13 protein-coding genes are annotated in these 16,895 nt (G+C 66.6%); 11 read left to right on the top strand and 2 right to left on the bottom strand.

Annotated features, from left to right (window positions below):
* Positions 1–8: 8 nt before the first annotated feature.
* On the bottom strand, positions 9–1,067 hold the full coding sequence (locus GGQ69_RS09405; protein WP_255459467.1) for an NAD-dependent epimerase/dehydratase family protein: 1,059 nt from the start codon (positions 1,065–1,067) through the stop codon (positions 9–11).
* Entirely contained in the window at positions 1,064–2,335 is a 1,272-nt protein-coding gene (locus tag GGQ69_RS09400; RefSeq protein ID WP_183527471.1) for a zinc-dependent alcohol dehydrogenase, read from the bottom strand. The genes GGQ69_RS09405 and GGQ69_RS09400 overlap by 4 nt, the downstream gene beginning before the upstream one ends.
* A 217-nt stretch (positions 2,336–2,552) precedes the next feature.
* Here GGQ69_RS09400 and glmS point away from each other — a divergent pair, with 217 nt between their 5' ends.
* The 11 genes from glmS (at position 2,553) to GGQ69_RS09345 (ending at position 16,865) form a co-directional block, all read left to right on the top strand.
* Positions 2,553–4,424 carry a glutamine--fructose-6-phosphate transaminase (isomerizing) gene (gene glmS, locus GGQ69_RS09395; RefSeq protein WP_183527470.1) on the top strand — a complete coding sequence of 624 codons (1,872 nt, stop codon included), beginning with the start codon at positions 2,553–2,555 and terminating at the stop codon, positions 4,422–4,424.
* A 323-nt stretch (positions 4,425–4,747) separates the two neighbouring features.
* Complete coding sequence (locus GGQ69_RS09390; protein ID WP_255459466.1) at positions 4,748–6,463, top strand: nucleoside-diphosphate sugar epimerase/dehydratase; 1,716 nt, start codon at positions 4,748–4,750, stop codon at positions 6,461–6,463.
* Positions 6,453–7,586: a DegT/DnrJ/EryC1/StrS aminotransferase family protein gene (locus tag GGQ69_RS09385; RefSeq protein ID WP_183527468.1), complete on the top strand. Its 1,134-nt coding sequence runs from the start codon at positions 6,453–6,455 to the stop codon at positions 7,584–7,586. The genes GGQ69_RS09390 and GGQ69_RS09385 overlap by 11 nt, the downstream gene beginning before the upstream one ends.
* The gene (locus tag GGQ69_RS09380; RefSeq protein ID WP_183527467.1) at positions 7,586–8,200 is read left to right on the top strand and encodes a sugar transferase; all 615 of its coding nucleotides are present in this window, start codon (positions 7,586–7,588) and stop codon (positions 8,198–8,200) included. The genes GGQ69_RS09385 and GGQ69_RS09380 overlap by 1 nt, the downstream gene beginning before the upstream one ends.
* Positions 8,197–8,913, top strand: coding sequence for an acetyltransferase (locus GGQ69_RS09375; protein WP_370577147.1), 717 nt, complete (start codon positions 8,197–8,199; stop codon positions 8,911–8,913). The genes GGQ69_RS09380 and GGQ69_RS09375 overlap by 4 nt, the downstream gene beginning before the upstream one ends.
* Before the next feature lie 138 nt (positions 8,914–9,051).
* Positions 9,052–10,350 carry a hypothetical protein gene (locus tag GGQ69_RS09370; RefSeq protein WP_183527466.1) on the top strand — a complete coding sequence of 433 codons (1,299 nt, stop codon included), beginning with the start codon at positions 9,052–9,054 and terminating at the stop codon, positions 10,348–10,350.
* A gap of 65 nt (positions 10,351–10,415) precedes the next feature.
* Complete coding sequence (locus tag GGQ69_RS09365) at positions 10,416–11,549, top strand: glycosyltransferase family 4 protein (protein WP_183527465.1); 1,134 nt, start codon at positions 10,416–10,418, stop codon at positions 11,547–11,549.
* Between the two features lie 59 nt (positions 11,550–11,608).
* A complete protein-coding gene (locus GGQ69_RS09360; protein ID WP_183527464.1) occupies positions 11,609–12,745 on the top strand; it encodes a lipopolysaccharide biosynthesis protein in 1,137 nt (378 codons plus the stop codon).
* Between the two features lie 32 nt (positions 12,746–12,777).
* Positions 12,778–14,031 (top strand): glycosyltransferase family 4 protein, encoded by a 1,254-nt coding sequence (locus GGQ69_RS09355; RefSeq protein WP_183527463.1) that lies wholly within the window; start codon positions 12,778–12,780, stop codon positions 14,029–14,031.
* Between the two features lie 105 nt (positions 14,032–14,136).
* Positions 14,137–16,257 carry a glycogen debranching protein GlgX gene (gene glgX, locus GGQ69_RS09350; protein WP_183527462.1) on the top strand — a complete coding sequence of 707 codons (2,121 nt, stop codon included), beginning with the start codon at positions 14,137–14,139 and terminating at the stop codon, positions 16,255–16,257.
* Positions 16,254–16,865 (top strand): YdcF family protein, encoded by a 612-nt coding sequence (locus tag GGQ69_RS09345; protein ID WP_183527461.1) that lies wholly within the window; start codon positions 16,254–16,256, stop codon positions 16,863–16,865. Before glgX ends, GGQ69_RS09345 begins: the two co-directional genes overlap by 4 nt.
* Positions 16,866–16,895 lie beyond the last annotated feature (30 nt).

The raw sequence follows: 16,895 nt of genomic DNA, 5'->3' as shown, positions 1-16,895 counted from the left end.
CCCGGGTCTCATTCCACGGGAGAGCTGGACCGGTGCTCGGCGTTGCCCAGGGTCTCGGGGGCGTCGAAGTGGTCGAGCAGGTCCCGGACGGCCTGCTGCGAGGACATCGTCTCGGCCCACCCCGTGACCTGCCGGATCCGCGTGGTGTCCATGATCGGCACCACGGCGGCCATGTCCACCCAGCCCGGGTCCGTGGGCTGCAGCCGTAGCCGGTAGGTCACGGCGGCCAGGGCCTTGAACACCGCCACCGGCAGCTCCAGGTACCTCCTGGACCCCAGCAGCTGCCCGATCGTCTGGGCGTCCAGCACCGGCTCCGCCGCGACGTTGAACGCGCCGCCGGCCCGCTGCCGCGTGACCTGCCAGTACGCCTCGGCCATGTCCGGCTGGGCCACCGCCTGGAACCGGATGCCGGCCGGGAACGGCAGCACGGGCAGCCGGCCGACCCCCGTCAGCCAGGTCAGCAGCCTCGCCGGCACCAGGTCGCCGATGAAGTAGTCCTTGATCTCGGGGGAGGGGACCGCCCCGAAAATCAGCCCCGGGCGCAGCCGCGTCACGAGCAGGTCCGGGTTCTCCCCTTCCAGCTCGTCCAGCAGGGTCTCCACCTCGGCCTTCTGCGCGCCGTAGTGGGAGGTCGGGGTGCCGGTGGTGGGGTGGGACTCGTCCACGGGCACGGTCTTGGACCCCTTGCCGTAGGCGCCGATCGAGGAGGCGTAGACCAGGTGCGGGACCTGGGCGTGCACCACGGCCTGGAACACCGTGCGGTTGCCCTCCACGTTGACGCGGTGCAGGAACTCCCGGTCCCGGTTGGGACGGATCACCCACACCAGGTCGATCACCGCGTCCGCGCCGCGCATGACCTTCTCCAGCCGTGGGCCGGCGTCGGGATCGATGACGTCGATGCGATGCCATTCCACGCCCTCGAAGGGGGCGCCCTCGCGCTCCGGTCCCTCCCGAGAGACCCCGACGATCGACTGCACCTCACCGTCGGCCCGCGCCTGCTGCAGCCGGTGCAGCAGGGCGGTGCCGACGTTGCCGGTGGCGCCGAGGACGACGACGCGCAGGCTCATGGCCGGTCGGCCCCGGTGGTGCCGGTGTCCTCGGACAGCGGCGTGTTCACCTGGGCGATGCCGGACTCGGCCGCCAGGCCCGCGGCGTTCAGGTTCGGCTTGAGGACCACCTTGATGCAGCCGTCCTGCTTCTTCTGGAACTTCTCGTACATCTCCGGTGCCCGGTCCAGGGGCACCTTGTGGGTGGCCAGGTCAAGGGTTCCGAGCGGGTCGGAGGGGTCGTCGACGAGGGGCATGAGGTCGTCGATCCAGTGCTTGACGTTGCACTGGCCCATGGTCAGCTGGATCTGCTTGTCGAACAGGGTGAGCATGGGCAGCGGGTCGGCCATGCCCCCGTAGACCCCGGACAGGGAGATGGTGCCGCCGCGGCGCACGGCGTCGATTGCGGTGGACAGGGCGTTGAGCCGGTCCACGCCGCCCTTCTTCATCATCAGCCGGCCGAGGGCGTCCGGCAGCATCCCGACGACGTTGTGGGCCACGCCGGCGACGGGGGAGCCGTGGGCCTCCATCCCCACGGCGTCCAGCACCGAGTCCGGGCCGCGCCCGTCCGTGGCCAGCCGCAGGCGGTCCCCGAGCTGGGCGTCCTGGTCCAGGGTCTCGATGCCGTGGCGCTCGGCCATCAGGCGGCGCTCGGGGACGGGGTCCACGGCGAGGACGCGGTAGCCCAGGTGCTTGCCGATGCGGGCCGCGAACTGGCCGACCGGGCCCAGGCCGAGCACGGCGAGCGTGCCGCCCTCGGGCACCTTGGCGTACTGCACGCCCTGCCAGGCGGTGGGCAGGATGTCCGAGAGGAAGAGCCACTGCTCGTCCTCACCGGTGTGGGGGACCTTGATGGGGCCGTAGTCCGCGTTGGGCACGCGCAGGTACTCGGCCTGTCCGCCGGGGACCGAGCCGTAGAGGCGGGAGAAGCCGAACAGCGCGGTGCCGGAGCCCTGCTCGCGGACCTGGTTGGTCTCGCACTGGGACTGCAGGCCGCGCTGGCACATCCAGCACTTGCCGCAGGAGATGTTGAAGGGGATGACCACGCGATCGCCGACTGAGAGATTGGTCACCTCCGAGCCGACCTCCTCCACGATGCCCATGGGCTCGTGGCCGAGGACGTCGTCCTTGTCCATGAAGGGACCCAGGACCTCGTAGAGGTGCAGGTCAGAACCGCAGATGGCTGAGGAGGTGATCCTGATGATGGCGTCCGTGGGCGCCTGGATGACCGGATCGGCCACCTCTTCCACGGTGACGTGCCGCTTGCCCTGCCAGGTGAGTGCTTTCATGCTGACCTCCCGCTGATTGCTGTGGCGGCGCAGGGGTACCTGGTGAGGCTCCCGCGCCCTGTTTGTCACCGTAGGCACGGGGGAGGGGGCTTGGGAAGGGGAGGGATTCAGACCGGAGGGAGGGTGGAAGGCTGCAAGGGGTCAGCTCCCAGTTGCGTATGTCGGCCTCGAAAGTCACTGAACAACTGAGGTCTAACGAGGGGATACTCTTGTTCCCATGTGTGGAATCGTTGGCTACATTGGCCTGCCCTCTCATCTGGAACAGCACTCCGCCCTGGACGTGCTCATGGAAGGCCTGAAGCGTCTGGAGTACCGCGGCTATGACTCCGCGGGCGTGGCCGTCATCAACGGCAGTGGCATCGAGTACCGCAAGAAGGCCGGAAAGCTCGCGAACCTCGTGTCCGAACTGGAGGAGCGGCCCGTGCCGACGTCCTCGGTGGGCATCGGCCACACCCGGTGGGCCACCCACGGTGGGCCGACCGACCTCAACGCCCACCCGCACCTGGCGGACAATGACCGGCTGTCCGTGATCCACAACGGCATCATCGAGAACTACGCCGAGCTGAAGAAGGAACTCCTGGCCAAGGGCGCCACCTTCCGCTCGGAGACGGACACCGAGGTCGCTGCCGCACTCATCGGTCACATCTACCGGACCGCCGGCTACCAGGACCTGACGAAGTCCATGCAGCTGGCCAGCCAGCGCCTCGAGGGCGCCTTCACCCTGCTGGCCGTGCACGCCGACCACCCGGACCGCGTGGTCGCCTCCCGCAAGAACTCCCCGCTGGTCGTCGGCCTGGGCGAGGGCGAGAACTTCCTCGGCTCGGACGTCTCCGGGTTCATCGACTTCACCCGCAAGGCCGTGGAGCTCGAGCAGGACCAGGTCGTCACGATCACGGCGGACGCCGTGGAGATCACCGACTTCTACGGCAACCCTGCCCAGGGCAAGGAATTCACCGTAGACTGGGACGCCTCCGCCGCCGAGAAGGGCGGCTACGCCACCTTCATGGAGAAGGAGATCCACGACCAGCCCGCCGCCGTGGGGGACACCCTGCTGGGCCGCAGCGATGAGACCGGCCGGTTGATCCTGGACGAATTGCGCATCGATGAGCAGGAACTCAAGTCCGTCAACAAGATCATCGTCCTGGCCTGCGGCACCTCGTCCTACGCCGGCATGGTCGCCAAGTACGCCATTGAGCACTGGTGCCGCATCCCCGTGGAGGTCGAGCTCTCCCACGAATTCCGCTACCGGGACCCGATCATCGACCCGAACACCCTGGTGGTGTCCATCTCCCAGTCCGGCGAGACCATGGACACCCTGATGGCGGTCCGCTACGCCAAGGAACAGGGCGCGCGGACGGTGTCCATCTGCAACACCAACGGCTCCACCATCCCGCGCGAGTCGGACGCCGTGCTGTACACGCACGCCGGCCCGGAGATCGCCGTGGCCTCCACCAAGGCCTTCCTGGCCCAGATCACCGCCGCCTACCTGTTGGGTCTGTACCTGGCGCAACTGAACAAGAAGCTGTACAGCCAGCAGATCAAGGACATCCTGTCCGATCTTGCCGATATCCCGGCGAAGGTCCAGCAGATCCTCGACAACGCGGATCGGATCAAGGACCTGGCCCGTTCGATGGCCGAGACGACCTCTGTGCTGTTCCTCGGCCGCAACGTGGGCTACCCGGTGGCCCTTGAGGGCGCGCTCAAGCTCAAGGAGCTGGCCTACATCCACGCCGAGGGCTTCGCCGCCGGCGAGCTCAAGCACGGGCCGATCGCCCTGATCGACGAGGGCCAGCCGGTCTTCGTGGTGGTGCCGTCCCCGATGGACCGGCACTCCCTGCACGCCAAGGTGGTCTCCAACATCCAGGAGGTCCGAGCCCGCGGTGCCAAGACCATCGTGGTGGCAGAAGCAGGGGACGAGGCCGTGCGGGAGTACGCCGAGCAGGTCTTCTATGTACCCGAAACGCAGCCGCTGCTGATGCCGCTGCTCACGACCGTTCCCCTGCAGATCTTCGCTTGCGAGCTCGCCACGGCGAAGGGGTATGACGTGGACCAGCCGAGGAACCTGGCGAAGTCCGTGACCGTCGAGTAATTCCGTTCGACCGAATAGGTCGTGACGACAGCACATTTTTAACTTTGTATGAACTTTGAATTCGTCAGTTCACCAGTAGTTTCCCGATTGATGGGTGGCTGCGAAATGAGTCCTGTCGGTTCGGAGTCATCGGTGTCCATGCCTTAGTCTCTCTATGGCGCTCTGTTCTCCCGCTAAGGGGCCGCGGACAGAACGGACCATGTACAGCGGGCCCAGAGGGACCCATGGCACCGCATCCTTGGGGGGATAACTTGAACAGACGTAGCCGCACGCGCGTAGCGCGAGTTTCATTTCTGGGCATAGACCTGGCCAGCTGGCTCATCATGATCCCATTGGCCGCATGGCTCCGATATGAGTTCGACTTCGTCCCGATGCCGTGGGGCGGCCTTGTCCTCGTCGGATTGGTCGCCGCGGCGCTTCAGGCAGCTATTGGCCTTATCCTGGGGGTCTACCGAGGGCGACATGTATACGGCACGTTCGAAGAGGTCAAGACCCTGACCTTCCTGGTCATCCTGGTGGGCCTGGCCACGTCGGTACTGGTCTTCACTCTGGAAGCCTTGGAGGTTCCCCGCAGCACGGCGCTCATCGCGACGCCTCTGGCACTGCTCTGCATGTTGGGAGCCCGGTACGTCTTCAGGTTGCTTATCGAGAGGAGCCGGAAGCCCGGGTCCCAGGCCATCCGCACGATCGTCTACGGGGCCGGCTACCTCGGTGAGACCGTCCTCCGCCGCATGCAGACGGACGCTGACTCCGAGTACCGTCCGGTCGCTCTCCTGGACGATGATCCGCAGCTCTCCAGCCTGGAGCTCCGCGGGGTCCGCGTCATGGGCGGGTTCGAGGACATCGCTGACGTGGCGCAGAAGACCGGTGCGAAGGAACTCGTCATCGCGATCGGACGCGCCGATTCCAACCTCGTGCGCAAGATCTCTGATGCGGCCACGGAAGCCGGTCTCCACGTCCGGGTGCTGCCCCTGCTGGAACAGATCATGGAGGGACGCACGAAGCTCTCCGACCTGCGTGATCTCTCCATCGAGGACCTCATCGGCCGGCACCCGGTCGATACCGAGGTCGAGTCCATCGCCGACTACGTCGCCGGCAAGCGTGTCCTGGTGACCGGCGCAGGTGGCTCCATCGGGTCGGAACTGTGCCGGCAGATCTCGAAGTACGCTCCCACGGAACTCATCATGCTCGACCGGGACGAGACTGGCCTGCAGATGGCCCAGCTGGGTACCGTCGGACACGGACTGCTTCACACCCGTGACGTGGTCCTGGCGGATATCCGCGAGCCCGAGGCTCTTGAGCGGATCTTCCAAGACCGTAAGCCCCAGGTGGTCTACCACGCAGCCGCACTGAAGCACCTGCCGATGCTGGAGCAGTATCCGGAGGAGGCGTGGAAGACCAACGTCCTCGGCACGCTGAACGTCCTGGAAGCGGCACGGAACGCCGAGGTCGAGACATTCATCAACATCAGCACGGACAAGGCCGCCAACCCGACCAGCGTGCTGGGCCACTCCAAGCGAGTCGCCGAGAAACTGACCGCCTGGATGGGGCAGGAGACCAGTCGACGCTACCTCTCCGTGCGGTTCGGCAACGTCATCGGCAGTCGCGGCTCCATGCTGCCAACCTTCAGGTCACTGATCGAGAAGGGTGGGCCCCTCACGGTGACCCATCCCGATGTTACCCGTTACTTCATGACCATTCCTGAGGCCTGCCAACTCGTTGTCCAGGCCGGCGCCATTGGTGCGCCGGGCGAGGTCCTGATTCTGGACATGGGCGAGCCGGTCAAGATCCTGGACATCGCCGAGCGCATGATCGAGATGTCCGGAAAGGACATCGAGATCACCTTCACCGGCCTCCGGGAGGGGGAGAAGCTCCACGAGGAGCTTGTTGGTCTCGGCGAAGGTGACGAACGTCCATTCCATCCCAAGATCTCCCACGCGCTCGTCAATACGCTTGCCCCCCGAGACATGGACAAGACCGTGTGGCTGAAGCGCTGCGGCAAGGTGGACGAAGAAGCAGGAGCACATCATGTCCAGTGATCGAATTCTCATGTCCAAGCCGGACGTCGGTGAACTGGAGGAACAATACGTCGTCGCCGCTCTCCGTTCGGGGTGGATTGCGCCTCTGGGACCTGACGTAGACGCCTTTGAAGAGGAGATCAAGGAACGCATCGGGGTCGACCATGCTGTCGCCTTGGCTTCCGGTACGGCTGCCCTCCATCTGGGATTGTTGGCGCTCGGCGTCGGCAAGGGTGACATCGTCGTGACGTCGACGATGACGTTCGCCGCCACCGCAAACGCCGTGGTCTACACCGGGGCCACGCCCTACTTCGTGGACTGCGACCCGCAGACCGGGAACATGGACCCTGGCCTGCTGCGCGAGGCCCTGGACCGGCTGCGGCGGGACGGGACCCCCGCCCGTGCTGTGCTGCCGGTGGACCTGCTGGGCAAGGCCGTGGACTACACCACGATCACTGAGGTGTGCGAGGAATTCGACACCCCGCTGATCTGCGACGCCGCGGAGTCCCTGGGCGCCACCCACGCCGGGCGCCCAGTCGGCTCTTTCGGCCGGCTCTCGGCCGTGTCCTTCAATGGCAACAAGATCATGACCACCTCGGGCGGCGGCATGCTCTTGACCGACGAAGCGGCGATCGCCCAGCGCATCCGCTATCTGGCCACCCAGGCGCGTCAGCCGGTCGTGCACTACGAGCACACGGACATCGGCTACAACTACCGGCTCAGCAACCTGCTGGCCGCACTCGGGCGGGCGCAGCTGACCCGCCTGGACGCCATGATCGAGCGCCGTCGGCAGTGGCGGACGGCGTACCGGGAGCTGGTGGCCTCCGTCCCCGGCGTCGAGGTCTTCGGGGGAGAGGGGGCCGAGGATAACTGCTGGCTGACCTCGCTGGTGATCGACCCCGCGCAGGCGCCCCTGGCCGCTGACGCCCTACGGACTCGGCTGGACGAGGCCTCGATCGAGACCCGCCCGCTGTGGAAGCCCATGCACCTGCAGCCGGTGTTCGCCCATGCCCCGGCGCTGACGGACGGAAGCTCCGAGATGCTCTTCGAGCGCGGACTGACGCTGCCCAGCGGCTCGGCCATGACCCAGGAGCAGATGGACCGGGTCCTGGCCGCCCTCTCCGAGGCCCTGGGGGTCTGGTGATGGACTACGCGGTCGTCAAGCGAGGGCTGGACGTCGTCGGCTCGGCCACACTGCTGGTGGCCGCCGCGCCGTTACTGGGGGCCACCGCCGCGCTCGTGGCGCTGCAGCACGGCCGCCCCGTGCTGTTCACCCAGAACCGGCCGGGCAAGGACGCAGAGGTCTTCAGGCTCTACAAGTTCCGCACCATGAAGCCCGTGGACGAGGCTGCCGGACTGATCACCGACGAACAGCGCCTGACGCCGTTCGGGCGGCTATTGCGCTCCACGAGCCTGGACGAGCTGCCCTCTCTGGTGAACGTCCTCCGGGGCGAGATGAGCTTCGTGGGCCCCCGGCCGTTGCTGGTGAGTTATCTGGACCGCTACACCCCCCGCCAGGCGCGTAGGCATGACGTCCGCCCCGGCATCACCGGGCTGGCCCAGGTCAATGGCCGCAATGCCATCAGCTGGGAGGACCGATTCGAACTGGACGTGCAGTACGTGGACAGCATGAGCCTGGCCACCGACGCCCGCATCCTCTGGAAGACGCTGTCCACGGTGCTCAGCCGCAGCGGGGTCTCTGCTGAGGGCGAGGCCACCATGACCGAGTTCATGGGGACCGTCCGGAGTGCCACGTGAGCGGTGCGCCCGAACGCTCCGAAGAGACTCCGGCACCCACCACTGCGGCTCTGGACATCGTCATTGTCGGCTGCGGGGGCTTCGGACGCGAGGTCGCCGACGTCATCGCCGCGATCAATGCGCGTTCGTCCACCGGACCTGTCTGGAACCTGCTCGGTTATCTGGACGACGCACCCACCGAGCTGAATGCCGACCGCGCCCGGCGGCAGGGTCACCAGGTGCTCGGACCAGTGAGCGCCGACACCATGGCCGGGCGACCGCACTTCGTGGTGGGCATCAATAGCGGTTCCGTGCGTCGGGTGTTGGCGGAACGCCTGGAGGCAAGCGGCTGGAGACCGGCCACGCTGATCGACCCGGACGCCAGGATCGGTTCCGACTGCCGTATCGGGGAGGGGACCGTCCTGTGCCCCGGGGCGAAGATCACCACGAACGTCACCCTCGGACGGCATGTCCAGCTGAATCCGAACTGCACCGTCGGGCATGACACGGTCCTGAACGACTATGTCTCCATCAACCCCTTGGCCGCCGTCTCCGGAGAGATCGTATTGGGCGAACAGGTCACAGTCGGCTCCTCGGCGTTCATCCACCAGGGGCTGACGGTGGCGGCCGGCACCACTGTCGGAGCCTCTGCCTGTGTCCTGCGCAACCAGCCTGAGGCCGCCGTGCTGGTCGGTGTTCCCGCAAGCGAGCTGCACTCAGGCGAAGGCTGTTAGGGGCCCACGATGGAGAGTGGACGGTCAAGGGTCTCCGGAACGATCGCAGGGGGTCCCGGCATCCACCGGCGACCAGGCACCGCCCGGGGGAACGAAGCGAAACTTGCCAGGGATGCGCTGTCTCGTGCCGGGGTATTGTTGGGCGTCGTCCTGTATTGCCATTTTCTCCTGATCGTATACCGCGATCACATTGTGCCAATCTATGACTATTTCAATTTCCATTGGGTGGGTTATTCGCCGGAGAGCCAGTTCATCGCCACCATGGCGACGATCGTCATGGCCTCCTGCCTACCTCTGAAGGTGGAGGGTTTCGGCACATTCGCCAAGTGGATCCTCCTGTTCACGGTGTTCGTGCCCAGCCAGATCATTCCGATTGCCTCTGGATACGTCGCTGAGCATCAGAACCTCTGGTTGAGCGCTCTGGTACTGGCTGCCTTTCTGGCGCTTCACGTCTTGCACGTCTTCCTGTCCAGAGGCCCCGACTGGCATATCCCCAGGTTGGATAGATCTGTCTACGTGGCCGGCCTCGTGGTGGCATGGGTGCTGGTCTATCTAATCTTCTTCGCGGTGGCTGGGTGGTCAGGCCTGAGGAACCCCTTCGAGAACGTGTACGACGCGCGATCCGAGTTCTCAGAGAACGTGATGTCGAGGAATGTCTTCCTCGCCTATGCCGTGCCACTCGCTGTCAAGGTCATCAATCCCATGCTGGTCGTGGTGGGCATCCAACGACGGGCATGGATCCTGGTGGTCATGGGCTTCGTCGGCTCTCTGGCAGTGTTCAGCGCGAACTCGCAGAAGTCGGTCTTCGTCACCATGCTCCTGGTGCCCCTGATCTATGGGCTGGCCCGGTGGCGACACCGCTTCTCAGGCCCGTTCCTCTCTCTCGCATTCGTCGGTCTGGCACTGGTGTCCTTGGTCAGTGACGTGCTCATGGAGTTCGTCTTCCGTCGCATCGTGGTAACGCCAGGACTTCTGGTCGGGATGTACATCGACAACTACCAAGAGCGCGGGTACGCGTTTCTCCAGCATTCGTTCCTGGAGCCGTGGTTCGACGTCGTTCGGCCGCCCCCTGCGCGTGAAATCGGCTTCAACTACTGGGCGTCCGAGAGCATGGCGGCCAATGCCAATTTCCTGGGAGACGGGTTCGCGAACTTCGGGGTCGTGGGCATGGTGGTCTTCGCCGGCATTCTCGGCTTGGTGCTGGGGCTGACAGATCGCCTCACGCGATCAGTCGAATTACCCGTCGTCGCCGCCGGTTCAGTGGGAGTGATCTTCGCGGTGATCGACACGGCCCTCTTCACCTCTCTGCTGACTCACGGTTTCATCGTCATGGTCTTCCTGTTGGCTGTGTATCCGTTACGCCAACAGGAGGGTGAAACCGAGGCCAAACCCAGCCTCCCATTGGAGGAATCGGAATCCGTTGTTCGCCGGAGGTGAGCGAACGAGGTGGCAGTCCAAGAGCGGCGACGACCTAACCGGCAATCACGACGAATGGAGCACAGATGAGGAATGCGATGGACGAGGTGCGGCTCGTCGTCCAGCCGACGGTGAGCCATTACCGAGCGCCCCTGCTGAAGGCACTGCTCGAGCAGCAGGTGCTGCCTCTCTCGCTGCTGGGCCGGTATGCCAACAGCGAGGACCGACAGTCGCGCAACCACATCCGCTCGGCCTCAGCGGAGATCCTTCGCCGCGTGGACGAGCTGAAGTTCAGGGAATGGCGCAACCTGCGGTGGGAGCGCGGCGTCGTCCCCTCCGTGCTGCGAGGCGAGTACCGGGCCTATGTCCTGGAGGGCCGCGTCTACACCGTCTCCACCTGGCTCGCCCTGGCCCTCGGACGGGCGAAGAAGACTCCCGTCTTCCTGTGGGGGCACGGCTGGAAGCGACCGGAGAGCGGACTGAAGCGGACGTCACGCGTGGCGTTCTACCGACTCTCGTCCGGGCTGCTGGTCTACGGTGACCGGGCCAAGGAGTACGCCGTCTCGGTCGGCCTGGACGCCGACCGGATCGCCGTGGTGGGCAACAGCATCTACGCCACTCAGGATCTCATCGACCACGCGGTCCCGAACCGGCCCTCGACGGAGGAGGACTTCACGGTGATCGTCTCCGTCCGGCTGACCTCGCGGCACCGGGTGGACATGCTGGCCGAGGCCCTGGCGCTGATGTCTCCGGGAGGCCGGCGGACGAGGGTCATCGTCATCGGTGACGGTGATCAGGCCGAGACTCTGCGCGAGTCGTTCGAGCAGGCAGGCGTGGCGGCCAAGTTCGTCGGAGCAGTCTACGGCGCGGAGTCCCTGGCGCCGTACTACGCGGTGGCGGACGTCGCGGTCTCGCCACGGGCCAGCGGTTTGAACATCGTCCAGGCGATGGGCTTCGGCCGCCCTGTGATCGCTCCTGAAATCGACCCCACGAGCGGGCCAGAGTCCGAACTCGTGGTGGACGGCCACACTGGCCTCCAGTTCCCCCTGGACGACATCGGCGCACTGGCCCGTGCACTCCAGAGCCTGCGGGATGACCCGGACGCCGCCGTGCGGATGGGGCAGGCCGCCCGCGAGCGCGTGCTGCGCACCCACACCGCCGAGGCGCACAGCGCGAAGATCGTCCAGGCGGTCAAGGGCTGGCTGGACCGTGACCGCTGAGGATCCGTTGGACACCCCTCGAAGGGGTCGTCTCCGTAATGCTTAGACGTCTTGCCTCCGTGGTCGGCACGCGTGTGCTCTCCTCCCTCATGCAGGGCGTCATGCTCTTCGTGCTCACGCTGTCCCTGGGGCCCAGCGCCTTCGGCCTGTTCGCCAGCGTCCTGGTGATCTGCGGACTGCTGAGCGCAGCCGTCGGATTCGGCTCCGGAACGCTGGCGCTGCGCCTGGGCAACAGCCCAGACAACCGGCGCGTGGCCGGATCCATCGCCGTGCTGCGGTACCCGGCGGCACTCGTCGCCGGAGCGGGGACGTTCCTGCTGGGCATCCTGCTGCTCGGCATCGACTCCATGGCTCTGCTCTGGGCGGCCGTCCTGCTGGGGCTCTCGGAGACCGCAGGCATGGTGGTGGAATCCATCCTCTTCGGACGCCTGCGCTCGAGACGGGCCCAGGCGGCCATCGTGACACGGCGCGCCGTGATGCTCGCCGCCGTCGTGGCCGGACACCTGCTGGACCAGGTCTACCCCTTCGTCATCGTCGCGGCCGCGGCCCTGTTCCTCGGATCAGCGCTCTGGCTGGCCGGGCAGGTCGCCCGCCCGATGCCGCTGCGCGGCGTAGTGAAGGACTCCCTGCCGTTCTGGGGCGCCGATCTGCTCTCCAAGCTCCAGACCCAGGACGTCGTCCTCGGCTCGCTGCTGCTGGCGCCGATCCCCGCAGGCATCTTCGCCGCAGCCAGCCGCATCACCAGCCCCATCAACATCCTGGCCTCGTCCATGATGTCGATCTTCACCCCGGCGATCTCCTCGGCGTCACCAGAGGAACGGTGGCCGCTGTTCCGCTCCTCGCTGCGCATGATGACGGTCGCCTGCGTGGGGATCTCCGCCCTGGGCCCTGTGGCGGGATGGCTCCTGGAGGCCATCTTGCCCGCGGAGTACGACGGCGTCTTCCTCCCCATAGTGGTGCTGTGCATTGGCACCGGCATCGCGGCCGTGACCCAGTCCCTGGTGTCTTACCTCTTCGCCGAGGACCAGGCCGGGCTGGTGTTCCGCACGCGGCTGTGGGCGATCCCGCTCTCCCTGGCCCTCGGCGTGCCGCTGGCGCTGTGGTTCGGACCCTCGGGACTGGCCGCCGTGCTGGGCCTCACGCAGATCCTCCAGGCCCTCCGCTATGGGTTCCACCTCCGACAGACCACCCACTGACCAGACGCCCGGCCACGACCCCAGGAGACCGCATGAGAATCGTGTACCTGCACCAGTACTTCCGCAAGCCCACGGACAACGGATCCAACCGCACCTACGAGATGGCCCGGCGGTTGGCGGTCCGCGGCCATGACGTCCATGTGGTCAGCTCCTCCTCCACCGTGGACGAGGCCTTCACCGAGCAATTGGACGGGTTTAGCGTCCACTGGCTGCCGGTCCCGTACGACAACACCATGGGCATCGGCGAACGGTTGAAGTCCTTCGTGGAGTTCGCCCTGCGCTCCTCGGTGACCGGCAGGATGCTGCGCGGTGACGTGGTCTTCGCCACCAGCACGCCGCTGACCATCGCGATCCCGGGCATCGCCTCCACCCTGCTGCGCCGCAGCCCGCTGGTCTTCGAGGTGCGGGACCTCTGGCCCGCCGTGCCCATCGCCATGGGCGCACTGGGAGCACCGTGGATGCGGGCCCTGGCCCACGGCCTGGAGAAGATCGCCTACACGGCCTCCACCCACGTCGTCGCGCTCTCGCCGGACATGAAGGACGGGATCGTGGCCACCGGCGTCCCGGCCGAGAAGGTGACCATCATCCCCAACGCCTCGGATAACGAGCTGTTCGCGGGCCGCGAGGAGGAGGGACAGGCCTGGCGTGCCCGGCACGACTGGCTCGGGGACCGTCCGATGGTCTTCTACGGGGGCACGATCGGCAAGGTCAACGACGTCGGCTACCTCGTCCGCCTGGCTGCTCGCCTGAGGAGCACGCACCCGGAGGTGCGGATCGTCGTCGTCGGCACCGGCAACGAGGAGCAGGCCGTCCGGGCCGAGGCCCTGCGGCTGGGCGTGGAGGGGGAGAACGTGTTCTTCCTGCCTCCCGTGCCCAAGTTCGAGGTCCTGGCGATCTTCGCTGCCGCGGACGTCTCGGTCTCCACGGTGGACGACATCCCGGTGCTAGCGGCCAACAGCGCCAACAAGGTCTTTGACTCCTTCGCCGCCGGGACGCCGGTGGTCATCAACCACGAGGGCTGGCTGGCGGATCTGCTACGCGCCAGCGGGGCCGGTCTCGTGCTCTCCCCGCAGGACCTGGACGGCTCCGCGCAGCGACTCGGCGACTACGTCACGGACAGAGAGGCGCTGCGGTCCGGGGGCCGTGCGGCCCGCCGACTGGCCGTGGAGCAGTTCGACCGGCAGATGCTCGCCGACCGGCTGGCCGAGGTCCTCGAAGCGGCCGCAGGGCCCGCGGCGCTCACCACCGGCACCCGCGCACGCCGCGCCCTGCGCCGCGGCGCGTGACGAACGCCATGCCACTGCGGGGCAGTCCGGCACCCCCGCCCGGCAGAGCGGTGCTCCGGACGACTTAGACTGAATGACGTCCCATTGCACCCTGCGAGGAGTCCCATGTTCGAGATGACGCCCGGCAACCCGTACCCCCTCGGGGCCACGCCGGACGAGGACGGCACCAACTTCGCGATCGCCGTGGGCGAGGACGCTGAGAAGGTCGAGCTGTGCTTGATCGATGACCAGGGCCAGGAGATCTGTCTGGAACTGACCGAACATTCCGGCAACACGTGGCACGTGCACGTGGCCGGCGTCGGACACGGCCAGGTCTACGGCTACCGGGTGCACGGGCCCTGGGACCCGGCCTCCGGGCTGCGGTTCAATGCCGCCAAGATCCTCATCGATCCCTACGCCAAGGCGATCACGGGGGACTTCAACTGGGGCCAGCACCAGTTCTCCTACAACTTCGAGAACCACGACGAAATCGACACCACCGATTCGCTGGGCCACACCATGCTCGGCATCGTCATCGACGATTCCTTCGATTGGGGCGAGGACGAGCGGCCGGACATCCCCTTCAACGAGACGGTCGTCTACGAGACCCACGTCAAGGGCATGACCGCTCTGCACCCAGACGTGCCCGGTGACCAGCGGGGCACCTACGCCGGGCTGGCGCACCCGACAGTGGTCAGGCACCTGAAGCGGCTCGGGGTCACGGCCGTGGAACTGATGCCGGTGCACCAGTTCACGAACGACTCCTACCTGCAGGACAAGGGGCTCTCGAATTACTGGGGGTACAACACCCTGGGGTACTTCTCCCCGCAGAACACCTACTCGTCCTCCGGCGACCAGGGTGAACAGGTCCGCGAGTTCAAGCAGATGGTCAAAGACCTGCACGCCGCCGGCCTCGAGGTCATCCTCGACGTGGTCTACAACCACACCGCCGAGGGCAATCACATGGGCCCCACGCTGTCCTTCCGGGGCCTGGACAACCGGAACTACTACCACCTGGTCGAGGGCGACGAGCGCCACTACATGGACTACACGGGCACCGGCAACTCGCTGGACCTGTCCCATCCGATGGTGCTGCAGCTGGTCATGGACTCCCTCCGCTACTGGGTGGAGGAGATGCGCGTGGACGGATTCCGGTTCGACCTGGCCACCACGCTGACCCGCGCCGAGGGCGAGCAGGGACCGGACATGATGTCCGGGTTCCTCCAGGTGGTCCGCCAGGACCCGGTGCTGCGGCAGGTCAAGCTCATCGCCGAGCCCTGGGACGTCGGCTGGGCCGGGTACCAGGTCGGCAACTTCCCGGGCCTGTGGAGCGAGTGGAACGGCAAGTACCGGGACACTGTCCGCGACTTCTGGCGCGGGGAGCCGGGCACGCTGGCGGAGTTTGCCACCCGGATCACCGGCTCGGCCGACCTGTATGAGGATGACAACCGGACGCCGCGCGCTTCCGTGAACTTCGTGACCGCCCACGACGGCTTCACCCTGCGCGACCTCGTCTCCTACAACGAGAAGCACAACGACGCCAACGGTGAGGACAACAACGACGGCGAGTCCCACAACCGGTCGTGGAACTGCGGCGAGGAAGGGCCCACGGAGGACGCAGAGGTCAACCGCCTGCGCGCCCAGCAGCAGAGGAACTACCTGACCACCTTGATGATCAGCCAGGGCGTGCCGATGATCTGCCACGGGGACGAGCTGGGCCGGACCCAGCAGGGCAACAACAACGTCTACTGCCAGGACAACGAGCTGTCCTGGATCCACTGGGACGAGGCGGACGAGGACCTCATCGAGTTCACCTCCACGGTCGTCGGGCTGCGCCAGGAACACCCGGTGTTCCGCCGCCGTCAGTACTTCGAGGGACGGCCGATGTCCCGGGAGAATCCCGAGGAACTGCCGGACATCGTGTGGCTGGAGCCGGATGCGACGCCCAAAGACGAGTCCGACTGGGACTCGTACCACGCCCGGTCCATCGCGTTCTTCCTCAACGGCCACCACCTGCCGGCCCCTGTCCGGCCCGGTGACGCGGAAGCCGACCACGACTTCTACGTGCTCCTCAACGCGTACTGGGAGCCGGTGGAGTACACCCTGCCGGGGGCTCCGTTCCCGGACTCCTGGACGCTCGTGGTGGACACCGCCCAGGCCACCCCGGACGTCACCGCGTTCACCGCGGGAGACAAGGTCACCGTGCCCGGTCGCGGGATCGTGATCCTCCAGTCCACGGAGCGTTGAGCGAACGGCCTCGCACCCACCAGCGCCTCTGGCGCCGGTGGGTGCTCCGCGGCGCCGGGGTGGTGGTGCTGGCGTTCCTGGCCGTGGGTGCTGTGTTGGCGTGGCTCACCGTGAATCCGCGGGTGAACTCTGGCCCACGGGTGGACGCGTTGCTGGTGCTGGCCACGCAGGCCGGTGCCCACGAGGAAGCGCGTCGCTTGGTCGACGAGGGCGTGACCGACCTGTTGATCGTCTCCACGACGCAGCGCAGCGAAGCGCCCCTCTGCCACCGTCCGCCGGCCGGCGCTGAGGTCGAGTGCTTCGCGCCGGAACCCGTGACGACGCAGGGTGAGGCCATGGTCGGCTCGGACATCGCTCGGCAGCATGGGGTGCACAGCCTCGGGGTGTTGACGTTCAACCATCACATCGAGCGATCACGGATGCTCGTGGAGCGGTGCTGGGACGGGCCCGTCCACATGTACGAGTTCCAGCCCGCCCGCGGAAAGCGAGGTTATGTGTACGACTTCGTCTACGCCATGGCCGCCTACGGCAAGACGTTCCTCACGCCCGGCTGCGACGCCGCACCCCCGCAATGGCTCCAGACGCCGATCGATCGTTTCAAGGGCTGAGCCCCACTAGAAGAGACGCACTGAGGGAAA

The organism is Micrococcus sp. TA1 (assembly GCF_014199555.1).
Taxonomy (GTDB): domain Bacteria; phylum Actinomycetota; class Actinomycetes; order Actinomycetales; family Micrococcaceae; genus Citricoccus.
This window is presented reverse-complemented; position numbering and strand designations above follow the sequence as displayed.